Source organism: Bacillus jepli (assembly GCF_047238305.1).
Lineage (GTDB): Bacteria > Bacillota > Bacilli > Bacillales > Bacillaceae_L > Ferdinandcohnia.
In genome coordinates, this window is record NZ_JBDFMO010000001.1 from 2,629,770 (window position 1) to 2,644,474 (window position 14,705).

A 14,705-nucleotide genomic window follows, 5' to 3' on the forward strand; every position below is an offset into this window, starting at 1 on the left:
AATAAGAAGATAGTTGAATGAGTAAGTTGTTTTTAGGAGGTACTGTAAAATGGGGTATGATTTAGACAAACTATATGAAGGGCCTCGATCTGAAAGAAGAGCGAAACGAAAAAAGGTAAATCGAATATTAAATATTTTAATTGTCCTAGTTGTTGTTTTGATTGTCTTTTTTGGTGGAAAGCTTATTTTTGGAGACAAAAATGTAGAAGAATCTGTTTCTTCAAATCAAACGAATCAACCCGCAGACAATGGGGGAAAAGCGGCCTCAGATGATTCACAGGACAAAGAGCAAGAAAAAGAAGAAACTACTGATAAACCGGATGATCAAACAACAAAGGAGAAACCTACTGCAGAATCGAACGACGAGCAAAAAGATTCAGAATCTGATGAATCCGCTGTTGTTACAGAAGGTGACCCCGAATCAAATATTTTGAAAACGATTGAAAATCCGGCATGGAAGCCAATTGGTACTTCGCAAGCGGAACCGCATAGTATCGATTATAAGGACGACTCGGTTGACCGAAATGAAATGGAAATGGCCGCAAGTTATGCAACTGGTTTTGATCGTTCAGATATGATTGTTTGGTGGTTAGCAAGAAATGGAGAAAATTCCATTATTGCAACTGTTTCTTCAAAGACAACGAAACAAGTTCAAAAAGTTTACTTAGATTGGATTCCGAATGCAGGTTGGAAACCAACAAAAATCGAAGAGTTAAAAGAAAATGACAGTGAGACATACAAAAACTATAAAAAATCAGAACCAAGTGAAGACGAGAACGAACCAGATGAAACTGAAAATAGTGATTAAATAAGGCGCAGGTAATCCTGCGTTTTTTTTTGCCCATTTTTCTGACGATGATGAATTGAAAAAATAAGGTGAATATGTTAAGTTAAGAACAGTTCATTTTTTAATTCATAGTATACTCATAGGAATAATATATAATAGTGGAGAGTGAGAAAAATGGGGCGAGAGTTTTTAGAGGTTTTTGAAGGTTGGGCAAACTCTTATGACCACACAGTCACAGGAAATGATGTGGAATATCAGGAAGTGTTTTTACGATATGACGATATTCTAAATGATGTCGTACAAAAATCTGGCCTCACCGTTTTGGAGTTTGGAGTGGGTACCGGTAATCTCACTCAAAAGCTACTTGACGAAAATAAGGAAGTATATGGTGTTGAACCCTCTGTACCTATGCGAGAAATTGCAAAGGAAAAGCTTCAAAACTATTCTCTAATAATTGAAGATGGGGATTTTATCGACTTTAAAAAGCCTGATGTTAAAATTGATACAATCGTTAGTACGTATGCCTTCCACCACTTAAATGATATCGAGAAAAACCAAGCTTTTTCCCAGTATAGAAACATCCTTGGAAAAGGTGGTAAAATAGTGTTTGCGGATACGATGTTCGAAAATAAACAAGACTATACAATGACGATTGAGTCCGCAACACAAAAAGGCTTCTTGAATCTAGCAAACGATTTAGAAACGGAATACTACACAACCATTCCTGTTTTAAAAGAAATTGCAAAGCAAAATGGTTTTATAGTTGAATTCACACGTTTTAATCATTTTGTATGGGTAATGGAGGCGACGAAACAGTAAAAATGAAGGGTGATACGTACTTATGAAAGTAGCAATTATTGGAGCAATGGATGAAGAAGTAGCGATTTTACGGGAGAAAATTGAAAATAGACAAGAAACAACAGTGGCTGGAAGTGTGTTCTATACTGGAACACTCAATGGCTATGATGTGATTTTACTTAAGTCAGGGATCGGTAAAGTAAATGCCGCAATTTCAACAACGATTTTATTATTGCAATTCAAACCAGATTATGTGGTGAATACCGGTTCAGCAGGAGGACACTTAAAAACTCTTAATGTAGGTGACATTGTTATTTCATCTGAGGTTAGACATCATGATGTAGATGTTACTGCTTTTGATTATGAATATGGGCAAGTACCAGGATTGCCTGCAGCTTTTAAAGCAGATGAAAAACTAATTAAATTGGCAGAAAAAAGTGGAGAAGGAATCACAGATGTTCAGGTTGTAACTGGATTAATTGCAACAGGTGATTCCTTCATGAATGACCCTGAACGTGTTTCGTTTGTTAGTCAAAAATTTGGTGATTTATATGCAGTGGAAATGGAAGCAGCTGCAGTGGCGCAAGTTTGTCATCAATTTGAAGTGCCATTTGTTGTCATTCGTTCCCTATCTGATATCGCAGGTAAAGAATCAGATGTGTCGTTTGAACAGTTCCTGCAAACCGCTGCAGTAAATTCTTCTAAAGTTGTAGAACGAATGGTAGAGGAAATAAATAGATCAAAGTAACGGAGGATTTGTCATGCAAGTGTATCGAAATGTCCATGAGCTCATCGGAAATACGCCGATAGTAGAAATTACGAAATTTCCATTACAAAATGGGGTTCGTCTTTTTGCAAAGCTTGAATTCTTTAATCCCGGCGGAAGTATAAAGGATCGATTAGGAGTTGAACTACTTCAGCATGCTTTTGCAACAGGTCAGTTAACTGAAGGGGGTACAATCATTGAACCTACCGCTGGAAATACGGGAATTGGACTCGCACTTGCAGCAATCAACCGCAATATTAAAGTGATTCTTTGTGTGCCAGAGAAGTTTTCCACTGAAAAACAAGAATTGATGAAGGCATTAGGCGCAACCGTCATCAATACGCCAACAGAGGCCGGGATGACGGGTGCGATTGAAAAGGCAAAAGAGCTTCTTAATGAAATACCCAATTCCTATTGTCCACAGCAATTTGCAAACCCAGCTAATCCAGATACGTATTATAAAACGATTGGACCTGAAATTTGGCAGCAGCTTGAGGGACAAATTGATATTTTTGTAGCAGGAGCTGGTACAGGTGGGACTTTTATGGGGACTTCTAAGTATTTGAAAGAAATGAATCCCTCTATAAAAACGGTCATTGTTGAGCCAGTTGGGTCCATATTAAATGGTGGTGAATCAGGGCCACATAAAACAGAAGGAATCGGAATGGAATTTCTTCCAGAGTATATGGATACGTCTTATTTCGATTCCATTCATACGATTTCGGATGAGGATGCATTCGATCGAGTGAAAGAAATTGCACATTTGGAAGGATTGCTTGTTGGTAGTTCATCCGGTTCAGCCCTTCATGCGGCACTTTTAGAAGCTGAACAAGCAAGGCCTGGATCACATATACTTGTGATCTTCCCTGATAGTAGTGAACGCTATTTAAGCAAAAATATATATGAAGGTGGGATATAGGAATGAAACGTAAAACGTTACTGATTCACGGTGGAGTAGGCGAGGATCCACAGACTGGTGCAGTTAATACACCAATATATCAAGTTAGTACGTATAAACAGGAAGGAATCGGCGGCCATAAGGGGTTTGAATACTCACGAACTGGAAATCCAACCAGACATGCCTTAGAAGAATTAATTAAGGATATAGAAGGTGGAGAAAGAGGATTTGCGTTTGGTTCTGGTATGGCTGCAATCACTGCGGTCATGATGCTGTTTAACAGCGGCGACCATGTCATTTTAACGGATGATGTATACGGCGGAACATATCGGGTGATGACAAAAGTTCTTAACCGCTTAGGCATTGATTCAACTTTTGTTGATACAAGCAATCTTGAAAATATTGAAGGTGAAATTCGCGAAAATACAAGAGCCATTTATATCGAATCACCAACCAATCCGTTATTAAAAATTACAGATATTAAAGGTGCTGCTGAAATTGCCAGAAAGCATAACCTGTTAACCATTGTAGATAACACCTTTAGCACTCCATATTGGCAAAATCCTATTGCACTTGGTGCTGATATTGTTCTACACAGTGCAACCAAATATATTGGAGGACATAGTGATGTAGTCGCAGGTCTTGTAGTTGTGAATTCAGCAAAATTAGGTGAGGACCTACATTTTGTTCAAAACTCAACTGGTGGGGTACTTGGTCCTCAGGATTCTTGGTTGTTGATTCGTGGGATCCGGACACTTGGAGTTCGGATGGAGGAGCATGAAGAAAACACACGAAAAATTGTGGAGTTTCTACAAAACCATCCCGCAGTTAAAAAAGTGTTCTATCCTGGCATTGAGACACATCCAAACCATGCAATCGCTAAGGCTCAAGCAAAAGGGTTTGGGGGAATGGTTTCCTTTGATGTGGGGAGTGCTGAGAATGCGGATAAGCTGCTAAGTAAGGTTAAATATTTCACTTTGGCAGAGAGTCTTGGAGCGGTTGAAAGCTTAATATCTGTTCCGGCAAAAATGACGCATGCTTCTATTCCAAAAGAACGTCGTGAAGAACTAGGTATAGGTGATGGACTTGTTCGTATATCAGTAGGTTTAGAAGATGCCGAGGATCTAATTGAAGATCTTGAACAAAGCTTACAATAATAAAGTGTTGCCTCTAACCTAAATCCAGGTTGGAGGTTTATTTTTGTTTCAATGAAATGCTAAAATTTACATTCTACTCGTACTTTCAATGTATGTTATCATAGGATGGAAGTTTACTAGTTAGGTAGGTGTGATTCAAGATGGATCAAAATAATCAAGTGAAAAACCTGCGTAATAAAATCAAAGATTTCACCAACTACGGTTACATCCTTCTTGTGTTAAGTGTATTTTTATATATCGGTGTCATCATACCGGAGGAACGTTCTCCGTTTCAAATTTATGTAATGATGGGTTCAACTTTCATTCTATTATGCTTGTCATTTACCTTTTTCTTATTAGTTACTAAATATAAAAAACAATTCGAAAAACAATAGTCCTTCACCTATATATAGGTTGAAGGATTTTTTTTACAATAAAAGTGTTTACATGAGCACCATTATTGGTTATAATTACCACAGTAGGAAAAAATTAATTCTAAAAGGAGGTCGAATAAAATGATGAAAGTATCTATTGACATGACAAATACAAAAACTTCATATGAAACAATCTATTCGACCATACCGGTGATTAATTTTTAATTTTAAAAGTACGTTAATCATGCCACAGGTGGAATAGTTCGCCTGTGGCTTTATTATGCCATTTAACGCCACAGGACTAGTATGCCTGTGGCCTTTTTATGTCTTTTTTTCCTACACAGATTTAACATTCTGTTAATTAAGGAGGTGAAAAATAATGACCATCAATTTATTCTTTTTAACGATCTCGATTTCAAAACGTAAAAAATCAATTGAAGAGTATCAACGTGAGGAAAGAGTCAATAAGCTTATGGAAGAAATGAAGGAACGTCAATATTCAATGATGCGCTTATTCTAATCAAAAAAATAAAAGGAAGAAAGGAGAATGAAAATGTTTATGAAAATGTGTCCGATTGTAGCTTGGTTATCTGTGGAGAAGGATTCCACCTAACGAATTTGAAGGATAGGAGGAGTTACGAATGCTATCGGTTCATGTACTAATTTTCACCATTATATTTACGAAGAAAAGTAAATAATAAAGCCATGGGGGCGCCAACTAGGGCGCCTCTTTTACTTTGTATGGATGCCTTAATTTTGTCAAATTTCTTTAACACAATGTTCAAAAGTGGATAACGTTTACACAGTATGTAAGTGATAAAGTAAAAGTAAGAAGTACATCTCTTTGATGGAGGATGATAATGATGTTTATGATCGTTATGGGGATTGTGATTACGTCTGTTATTGCAATTATTATTGGAACTGAAGTAAGTGTTGAATTATAAAGCAAAAGGTGGATTGCATATAAATGTGCAATCCACCGTTTTTTATGATCTTCTTTTTTCTTTTTCGGCCCGATAAAACTCATGGAACATTTTCATCAAGGCACGCTTTTCAATGCGGGATACATAGCTTCTTGAGATGCCCAGCTCTTTTGCAATCTCACGCTGTGTTTTTTCTTTTGATAAATCAAGTCCAAACCTACCCACAATGACCTCTTTTTCTCTGTCATCCAGAACATCAATATACTCTTTGATTTTCTCAAGTTCCATATTTAATTGGATTGTTTCAATCACATCTTCTGTTTCTGATTTCAAAACGTCAATTAAACTAATTTCATTGCCTTCTTTATCCTGACCAATCGGATCGTGCAGAGAAACATCCTTTTTCGTCTTCTTTAAAGCTCTTAAGTGCATCAGAATCTCGTTTTCGATACAGCGTGCAGCATAAGTAGCTAATTTTGTTCCTTTACCTTGTGAATAGCTTTCAATTGCCTTGATTAATCCTATGGTTCCGATTGAAATAAGATCCTCTGTGTCCTCACCAGTGTTTTCAAATTTTTTAACTATATGAGCGACTAACCTTAAATTATGTTCAATCAACACATTCCGAGCATGTTCATTCCCCTCGGCCAATAATTGTAAGTATTTCTTCTCATCAGAAGATGATAACGGTTGAGGAAAAGCATTATTTTTTACATAGGATACTAAAAATAATAATTCTTTTACAAAATAGCCTAATGCTGCTAACAGTCCAGACATTCGCTCACCTCCACATAAATCGTAGTGTATGTAATGTTTAACACTACATTGTCTAGGCATTTGCCCATTACTTAATGTTATGAGCGAGTGTGCTTGCTTGTGTCTGTCCGATAGAAAAAAGCTGATGATAGTAAAAAAGACCATTTTCCACTACACCATCAGCCTTAATTTAAATTTAAATCTACTTGATAATCGTAAAAAAGGGTGCAATAGCTACAACCAATGCTAAACCAAAAACAACAATTGAACCGGGTTTGTTTTTATCCTTCCAAAGGGATATGGAGAACCCGGTCGTATAGGCAAAAATGATTGTCATCATCAGGTAAATAAATAAATCCATAGCTTAATCTCTTATCCTTTCATAGCCAGGTAATTTTGATTGTCGCCCGAATTCGTCAAATCTAATTTCGACTGTAACGCTAATATCTGCATTGGGATATGCCTTCATCCAATCGTAGTTTTCCCATTGTGGAACGGTTAAGAAATGCCTTCTTGCAAAAAGAGAAAAGCCAAAGAGGTCTGCTTTGAATTCTTCTTGTGTACGATTAATTAAATCATTTATTCTGTTTTCAAAACCACTGGATATCTGGTTTTTTAATTCTTTTCTTTTATCCTCATCATCTGCATAATTGACCATGCTATGGTCTGTTAAAATTGCAGCTTGAATAGGAAGAGCCACTTTTATTTTTGGTGCAGGTTTTGAAACATCCACGGTGATCTCAGGAGGTTTCATTTGGGTAAAACGTGCCGTTATCCAATAATTTTTCATAAATGGATCGGGAAGGGAAACTAAAAAGCTTGGTTTTAACATCCATTTATTTAACATTTGGGTAATCCGAGTTTCTTGTACTGAAAGAATTCCAATCATTTGTCCCTCTTTAAAGACTGCGGAACCAAGAAACTGAGCAGGATTTGTTTTTCCAGTTACCTTCATTTTACCAGCGATTAAGTCATCATCTTCGCTTCTTTTTACGGTACTCTTGTCCTGCTCAGTTGTTGCATAAGCAGAAATATATAGATCAGCATCTGCTTCTGTAATTCTAAAAAAATTGTTGATTTCAGAATTTGGAATAAAGCCGATTTTTGTTGTATTGTCAAAAAGTAATTCAAAATATTCATGTCTTCGCGTTTCAAGCTTTGGTTGATTTCGTTCAATAAATGTACTAGCCTCTTCCTTTGAAACAATTAGTTTTGTATCACGTCTAACATCACAGTCCTTCGTTCCATCATAGATATATCGAATAAAATCCTTATCCCTCGCAAGCTCTTCTGAGACTACAAAGAAGTCTAAAATATCATATGTAATCGACTTCGCAATTACGGCATTCGCTAAGTTTTCAGATTGAATAAAACTTGAGGCGTTAAGTGTGATAATCTCATGAGTGGGTTCATTACTTCCACCACCTTGTTGTGTTGAGCCGGCTTCTGGATTCGAAATTAAATACGTAATTTTTAAAAAACCTTTAACATCGGATTTATCTAGTCCTATCCCTAGCACATACGCTCTTTCATCAATTTCCTCTTTATCCCAACAACCGGCCAAAATGAATAAAATAGAAAAAAGGAAGGAAATTTTAATTGTTGTGGTTTGTTTCTTCATGCTTCAAATCCCCTCTGATTTTTGCTATTAACCACATAAGGCAAGGAAAAACAAGAAACATAGGACTCAGGATATGTAATAACACCTCTCTGATTTTAAAGACTGTAAATGTGGGGGCTTCAGGACCCAAGCCAAAAATAACAGCAAGTGTTGCAATTGTAGGGGTAAAGAATTCAAAGTTTTTGATATTACAAATCCCTCCTAAAAATACAGAAATCAAATAGACATATACAGTAAACCGAATAAATGAGGCTATAATCCAAAATGGAAAGAAAAAGGTTTCAATATTTGTTAGAAACCCCAATCTAATCAAACGTATTAACTCTTGATAAGGATAATCAAGCATTTTTAATCCTTCATAATCAAATACAAATAAATAAATAAGGAATGCTAATGTTATTTCAATTACGATTATGACAAATGCAATCCAAGTCCCTTTTTTAAATGTCTTAGCGGATGCAAGATAAGGGGCAATTAATCCCATAAAAAAAAACTCTACAAATAGGGACACATGTGTAGTGCTCCTTTTTATTACCTCTAAGGATCCAGGACCTAAAATTGGGTAAATAAAGGAAAAACTCCCTTCTTTAAGTGCTAAAAGTAGTGCGATAAGTAATGAAAATTTTACATAAAAGAGCACTAACCATGAAACCGAACCGATATGTTCTAGCCCTTTTTTGGCGCCATACGCACAAACCGCCATTAGAACAGTATAGATAATCAAATACGGAGTTTGTGTAAAATACATGGTACCAATGATATCCACATAGATGGCTGAATCATAAGTAAGACCGATAAAAAATGCAAGTAAAAGAATGCATGATAAAACTGTGCCGATAAATTTACCAAATAAATGAAGAAGGACATCATGCAAATTTTTATTCTTATAAGCTGTAATGACTTTGATTGTCAAATAGATTGGAATAATTGACTCTATTCCCATAAGAAGAGGAGCCATCCAATACGCGTTATCTAAGTATTCCACTAAAATAGAAGGTGTGTCATCAGATAATTTCACACCAACCACTAATATTAAGAGGGCTACGTATTCCCTTATCTCAATTTTTCCTCTTGATTGCTCCATAGCTATTCCTCTGCCTTTTTTATGACGTCCTTTGGTTTCAAATAACCTGGACGAATTCTTTCACTTTTCATCATTTTTCTGATGATTGTATCGTTAGAAGAAATATACTTAGGTGACATTGGTGATAAGTAAGGAACGCCAAAAGATTTTAGTGATACCATATAAGTAATTCCTACCGTAAACAAAGCTGTCATGCCATAAATACCAAATACACCAGCAGCGAGTATAAAAGCAAAACGAATAATTCTAATTGCAAAATTCATGCTCACATCACTTAGTGTAAATGAACAAAGTCCACCTAATGCCACGACGATGACCACAATTGGACTAACAATATTTGCCTGAACCGCTGCTTGTCCTAAAATTAATGCTCCGACAATCCCAATTGTTGGCCCAATTGGATTAGGAACTCGGAGTCCTGCTTCCCGTATTAACTCAAAGGCAATTTCCATCATCAATATTTCAATAAGGGAGGGGAAAGGAACTTTTTCACGAGTTGCAGAAATGGCTAATAAGAGATCAGTCGGAACCATTTCAGAATGGTAGTTGGTAATGGAAACATAAATCGCAGATCCAAATACTGTAATAAACAAGGCACATACTCGTAGAACACGGATGAAATTCCCATATATAAAACGTAAATAGTGATCCTCCGGGTTATGGATAAAGGACCAAAAAGTAGCGGGTAGAATTAAAGCAGCTGGTGAGTTATTCATTAGTAAAACCACATATCCATCCTCTAAAAATGAAGAAGCCCGATCAGGTCTTTCCGTATATAAAGTACTTGGAAAGATTGATTTCGGTCTTTCTTCTATGTATTGTTCTAAAAGAGAAAGGTTTTGGATGGCGTCTACATCTAATGAACTAACCCTTTCTTTAATATTTTGTATCATTTTTTCATTGGTAAGATCCTTTATATAAAGGATGAAAAGTTCATTATTTGAGCGTTTTGAAATCGTTGTACTTTCGACAATTAAATTTTCGCTTCTGATTTTTTTTCGAATCAATGAAATATTAGTATCCGCTTTTTCGGTAAAAGCTTCTTTTGGACCTTTAACGACAACCTCATTTTCTGCTTTTTCAACGGATCTACTTTGGAAATTAGCCGTTCCTATTGCTAATGCTTTCGTTTCACCATCAATTAGTAATATTGCGTTTCCTTGATTAACGCTATTCAGAATATCTTTCAATGATTGAATTTGTGAAAATGATTGAACTTGAATGATATTTTGAACTTCTTTTTCTGGATCTTCATTACGTAACAATGGTTCAAGAATATGCTCACTAATCATGGAAACATCGGTGATTGTTGAAATAAACAAGATTGCCGCTTTTTTATTCATTCCGTTTATAGTAAAATTGTGGATTTTAACGTCTGCGTTTTCAGGTATTGAATAAAGCTTCTCTAATGTAGATATGTTTATTTGAAGATCTTGGTTAATTTCTTGAATCTTTATTTTGATATCCTCTGCAGCTGATTTTTCAGGATATTGTTCGGGATCTAATGTAGAACTTTTAAATTTGTCTAGATATTTTTGGATAGGATGCTTTTTCATAACAGACAGCTCCGAGCTTTTTCCTAAGTTTGCCACCAAAAGTGGAATATAATGCAAATAAAGAAAAAAGACGGGAATTTGTTTTGAAATATCTAAAATGATAGAAGTTTTTATAAAATCCCTTTATAATGAATAATGTGAATTATTTAGTGAGTCTAAATAATTAAGAAGGGGGAAATTAATGTGAGCACACGTACATATGAGCAAAAATGGAATCTAGATGTATTTTTCGAAGGTGGAAGTAGTTCACCCGCTTTTAAGTCCTTTTTGGAGGCATTACAAAAGGAACTAACTGAATTTAATTCATTAGTAGAGGGATTTCAAATTCCTTCAAATGTGAATGATAAAGAAGGGTTGGTGCACATTTTAGAAGCATTTCAATCCTCTTTTAAAAAGCTTCGTCAGGCAGGTGCGTTTGTAAGTTGTTTGACAGCCCAGGATACCACTGACCGTGGAGCGAGCCTGTTACAAGGAAAAATAACGCAGCTTAGTAGCGAATTTCAATCCATTTTAACCGCTTTTGATCAAAAGCTCATTGCTATTGAGCAACCGGTATGGGATGAACTTTTATCCGAAGCGCCATTTAATGAGCTATCCTATGTTTTGGAGGAAAGAAGAATAAGAGCAAAAGAAAAACTTTCTTTAGAACAGGAAAGCTTAATTAATTCTTTAGGTGTTGATGGCTACCACGCATGGGGACAACTTTATAATATGGTCGTTGGCAACATAAAGATTCCATATGAAGAAAATGGTGAAACAAAACAACTTTCAGTTGGTCAAGCATTTAATAAGTTTTCAAGTACTGATCGCAATGTCCGTAAATCAATGTTTGAGCAGTGGGAAAAAACATGGGAGAATCATACGGATTATATTGGAGAAGCCTTAAATCATCTTGGCGGTTTCCGATTAAACGTCTATAAAGCACGAGGTTGGGGAAACGTTCTCGGGGAGCCGCTTGATATTAACAGAATGTCTAAAGAAACGCTCGACACGATGTGGTCGGTTATTACTGAAAACAAAGCTCCGTTCGTGGACTATTTAAGCCGTAAAGCAAATCTATTAGGTCTTGAAGGGTTAAGTTGGTACGACCTTGATGCACCTGTAGGTCAAACGGAGAGTAAGGTCACTTATCAAGAAGGTGCTGAATTTATTTTAGAACAATTTAGTAAGTTCGGTCCTAAGCTTACTGAATTTACACAAAAAGCGTTTGAAGATAGCTGGATTGAAGCTGAAGATCGACCTGGAAAACGTCCTGGGGGTTTTTGCACAAGCTTTCCTGAAAGCGATCAATCAAGAATCTTTATGACCTTCTCAGGAACACCTTCAAATGTGTCAACTCTTGCTCATGAGCTTGGTCATGCATTCCATCAGCATGCAATGGCTGGTGTTCATACATTAAACCGTAGCTATGCCATGAACGTTGCAGAAACTGCATCGACGTTTGCGGAAATGATTGTCGCGGATGCCTCTGTTAAAAATGCAAAGACAAAGGAAGAAAAAATTGCTTTATTAGAGGATAAAATCCAAAGAAGTGTTGCTTTTTATATGAATATTCATGCTCGCTTCTTATTTGAGACGAGATTCTATGAGGAGCGCAAGCAAGGCATTGTTAGTGCAGAACGTCTCAATGAACTAATGCTTGAAGCACAGAAGGAAGCATATTGTGGCGCATTAAATCAATATCATCCACAATTTTGGGCATCAAAAATGCATTTTTATATTACGGGTGTACCTTTTTATAACTTCCCATACACGTTCGGATATTTATTCTCGCTCGGTATTTATGCAAAGGCGTTAGAAGAGGGTACAGACTATGAAGAGAAATACATCGCACTCTTAAAGGATACAGCAAGCATGAAGGTGGAAGACCTCGCTGCCAAACACTTAGGCGTTGATTTAACCAAACGTGATTTCTGGGAAAAGGCTGTAAAGCTTTCTGTTAAGGATGTAGAAGAATTTCTAGAGTTAACGAAATGAGAAAAAACCTATCCACATTAAAAATAGTGGATAGGTTTTTTTATACTTTCTTTAATTTAAAAGTACCAACCATAAGGAAAGAAAGAATGATGATGAGGTAAATGAAAAATTGTGGAGATACATAAGGGATTGCTAAGAAGCTTAATGTCAATAGACAGCCAGCAGCTGTTATCGGTAAGCCTACAAAGAAGCCTTTATTGTCGCTAATATTAAATTTTGCTAAACGAAAAGCTCCACATCCAATATAGAAAACGGTGAAAAACATACCTGGAGCACCGAATTCATTGATGATCCCTTGGTATAAAAGAAGCGCAGGTGCAACTCCGAATGATATAATATCACACATTGAGTCAAGCTGTTTTCCGAGCTCTGATTCGATCTGAAACTTTCTTGCTACCATTCCATCAAAACGATCGGCAAGTGCAGCTAAAAAGATAAGTAATAAGCTTAAGTTTAATTCATTCTTTAAAACAAATAATATAGAAAAACCACCTAAGCTAAGGTTGACTAATGTAAGTATATTGGCAGTATGGGTTTTAAGCTTTTTTAGGGTTGAATCTATATAATCTAATAGAAACATTTCTTCACTCCTTTCTTTAGAGGATATACAAAAAAGTCTTTGTAATAGATAATAAAAATCAATAAAATAAGATAGTATTGCTTTAATAATCTTATTTTATTCGTTCAAATGTGTATAGTCAAAGAGAAATTGTATTTTTTAGGGGGAATTAGATTTGCAGAAATGGCTCTATCGTTTCTTTATAGAATTAACGAACCATCGTCTTTCTTCAGCGCTTTTAAGAAAATTTTCACAATCTAGAGTTAGTGCTATACTTATTCCGAGTTATGCGAAAATATACAATATTAACCAAGCGGAAATGGAAAAAAACTTAACGGATTATGTAACCCTTCAAGACCTTTTTGTTAGACAGCTGAAAATGGACAGCAGGCGTATTGATACAAACGAAAATACAGTTATTAGCCCTGTTGATGCTGTTATTGAAGAGACCGGTATGATTACCGCGAATAAGGAAATGATTGTAAAAAATAAACATTATTCGATCCAAGAGATGCTTGGAGATGAAGACTCACTCGCTAAATACATAGGTGGTACTTTCGTTATTCTTTATTTAAGCCCAAGCCATTATCATCGAATTCATAGTCCAATTTCTGGGGTTATCACAAAGCAATGGGATTTGGGAGGGAAATCGTATCCGGTCAATCGACTCGGGTTAAAATATGGGAAAGATCCTTTATCTAAAAATTATCGAAAAATAACAGAATTACGTGCAAAAGACTCATATGTTGCGGTGGTCAAGGTGGGAGCAATGTTTGTCAATAGTATAGAAACAACCTATACAAGTGATTCTGTGCAAAAAGGGGAGGAAATCGCGTATTTCTCATTCGGTTCAACTGTCATTCTTTTATTTGAAAAAGGACGTTTTACGATTAGCCCAGAAATCCGTTCGTCTATTAATATTAAAATGGGTGAAGTCTTAGGCACTTTTAACGAAGAAAGGTGAATGACGAGTGGAGTTAGTCGTGAAGAAAAAAAGAGCCTCTAGTGGCTCTTTTCAAAAATCATACATTATGATATATTTCTAATCCTATGTCCTAATGATCTGCGTTTAATTTCAGTTTCAATAAGGTGAATAAAATCAGGACTTAGCTTTAATTTTATTGCTTTAAAATAAGATTCAATTAACAAGTCATCTGATAATTTTTTCATATCATTGAGCCAAAAGTTGGCTATTCACCTCCTAAAAATTTTTAAGAGTAATTTGTTCTTTTTCATCTTTTGTTGTCATATACTAATACGTTATTCTTAGTTGGTAAGATTACTCTATCACGAAAAAAATAATAGAACAACCGTTCTGTTATCCACAGGTGATAGTGGATAACTTGTGAGTATTTTGTTTATAAAATTTGGGAATCTATGTATATCAATGTGTAAAATGTGTATAAGTTTATCCACAACTGTTGAAATTTACTGACTTTTGTCGAAAACTTTTTTTCTTTTTTTAAAACT

16 protein-coding genes are annotated in these 14,705 nt (G+C 35.8%); 9 read left to right on the forward strand and 7 right to left on the reverse strand.

The genetic code is table 11. From position 1 onward, the window contains the following. The first annotated feature begins 49 nt into the window (after window positions 1–49). From ABC371_RS13395 to ABC371_RS13425, 7 genes are all read left to right on the forward strand, one after another. Entirely contained in the window at window positions 50–808 is a 759-nt protein-coding gene (locus ABC371_RS13395) for a YrrS family protein (protein WP_412897244.1), read from the forward strand. Between the two features lie 153 nt (window positions 809–961). Then, window positions 962–1,606 carry a class I SAM-dependent methyltransferase gene (locus ABC371_RS13400; RefSeq protein ID WP_412897245.1) on the forward strand — a complete coding sequence of 215 codons (645 nt, stop codon included), beginning with the start codon at window positions 962–964 and terminating at the stop codon, window positions 1,604–1,606. 22 nt (window positions 1,607–1,628) lie between these two features. Further along, window positions 1,629–2,333, forward strand: coding sequence for a 5'-methylthioadenosine/S-adenosylhomocysteine nucleosidase (gene mtnN, locus ABC371_RS13405; protein WP_412897246.1), 705 nt, complete (start codon window positions 1,629–1,631; stop codon window positions 2,331–2,333). Between the two features lie 13 nt (window positions 2,334–2,346). Then, a complete protein-coding gene (locus tag ABC371_RS13410) occupies window positions 2,347–3,270 on the forward strand; it encodes a PLP-dependent cysteine synthase family protein (protein WP_412897247.1) in 924 nt (307 codons plus the stop codon). A gap of 2 nt (window positions 3,271–3,272) precedes the next feature. After that, window positions 3,273–4,406, forward strand: coding sequence for a bifunctional cystathionine gamma-lyase/homocysteine desulfhydrase (locus ABC371_RS13415; protein ID WP_412897248.1), 1,134 nt, complete (start codon window positions 3,273–3,275; stop codon window positions 4,404–4,406). 140 nt (window positions 4,407–4,546) lie between these two features. After that, complete coding sequence (locus ABC371_RS13420; protein ID WP_412897249.1) at window positions 4,547–4,780, forward strand: YrhC family protein; 234 nt, start codon at window positions 4,547–4,549, stop codon at window positions 4,778–4,780. 358 nt (window positions 4,781–5,138) lie between these two features. After that, the gene (locus ABC371_RS13425) at window positions 5,139–5,279 is read left to right on the forward strand and encodes a YrzI family small protein (RefSeq protein WP_412897250.1); all 141 of its coding nucleotides are present in this window, start codon (window positions 5,139–5,141) and stop codon (window positions 5,277–5,279) included. Between the two features lie 466 nt (window positions 5,280–5,745). Here ABC371_RS13425 and sigK read toward each other — a convergent pair whose 3' ends face one another. The 5 genes from sigK to ABC371_RS13450 form a co-directional block, all read right to left on the reverse strand. After that, the gene (gene sigK, locus ABC371_RS13430) at window positions 5,746–6,459 is read right to left on the reverse strand and encodes an RNA polymerase sporulation sigma factor SigK (protein ID WP_309536970.1); all 714 of its coding nucleotides are present in this window, start codon (window positions 6,457–6,459) and stop codon (window positions 5,746–5,748) included. Between the two features lie 181 nt (window positions 6,460–6,640). Beyond that, window positions 6,641–6,799: a hypothetical protein gene (locus ABC371_RS13435; protein ID WP_412897251.1), complete on the reverse strand. Its 159-nt coding sequence runs from the start codon at window positions 6,797–6,799 to the stop codon at window positions 6,641–6,643. Window positions 6,800–6,802: 3 nt separating this feature from the next. After that, window positions 6,803–8,059 (reverse strand): Ger(x)C family spore germination protein, encoded by a 1,257-nt coding sequence (locus tag ABC371_RS13440; RefSeq protein WP_412897252.1) that lies wholly within the window; start codon window positions 8,057–8,059, stop codon window positions 6,803–6,805. Further along, window positions 8,034–9,143 carry a GerAB/ArcD/ProY family transporter gene (locus ABC371_RS13445; RefSeq protein WP_412897253.1) on the reverse strand — a complete coding sequence of 370 codons (1,110 nt, stop codon included), beginning with the start codon at window positions 9,141–9,143 and terminating at the stop codon, window positions 8,034–8,036. The genes ABC371_RS13440 and ABC371_RS13445 overlap by 26 nt, the downstream gene beginning before the upstream one ends. Before the next feature lie 2 nt (window positions 9,144–9,145). Then, window positions 9,146–10,699 (reverse strand): spore germination protein, encoded by a 1,554-nt coding sequence (locus ABC371_RS13450; RefSeq protein ID WP_412897254.1) that lies wholly within the window; start codon window positions 10,697–10,699, stop codon window positions 9,146–9,148. Window positions 10,700–10,882: 183 nt separating this feature from the next. Between ABC371_RS13450 and ABC371_RS13455 the strand changes: the two genes are divergently transcribed. Continuing rightward, window positions 10,883–12,676 (forward strand): M3 family oligoendopeptidase, encoded by a 1,794-nt coding sequence (locus ABC371_RS13455; protein WP_412897255.1) that lies wholly within the window; start codon window positions 10,883–10,885, stop codon window positions 12,674–12,676. 40 nt (window positions 12,677–12,716) lie between these two features. On the opposite strand, the gene pssA is transcribed toward ABC371_RS13455, so the two are convergent. Beyond that, a complete protein-coding gene (gene pssA / locus ABC371_RS13460) occupies window positions 12,717–13,256 on the reverse strand; it encodes a CDP-diacylglycerol--serine O-phosphatidyltransferase (RefSeq protein WP_412897256.1) in 540 nt (179 codons plus the stop codon). A gap of 154 nt (window positions 13,257–13,410) precedes the next feature. Between pssA and ABC371_RS13465 the strand changes: the two genes are divergently transcribed. Further along, window positions 13,411–14,199, forward strand: a complete 789-nt coding sequence (locus ABC371_RS13465; RefSeq protein ID WP_412897257.1) for a phosphatidylserine decarboxylase — start codon at window positions 13,411–13,413, stop codon at window positions 14,197–14,199. Between the two features lie 65 nt (window positions 14,200–14,264). Here the strand turns inward: ABC371_RS13465 and ABC371_RS13470 are convergent, their stop codons facing one another. Then, a complete protein-coding gene (locus ABC371_RS13470) occupies window positions 14,265–14,405 on the reverse strand; it encodes a sporulation histidine kinase inhibitor Sda (RefSeq protein WP_412897258.1) in 141 nt (46 codons plus the stop codon). Between the last annotated feature and the right edge of the window lie 300 nt (window positions 14,406–14,705).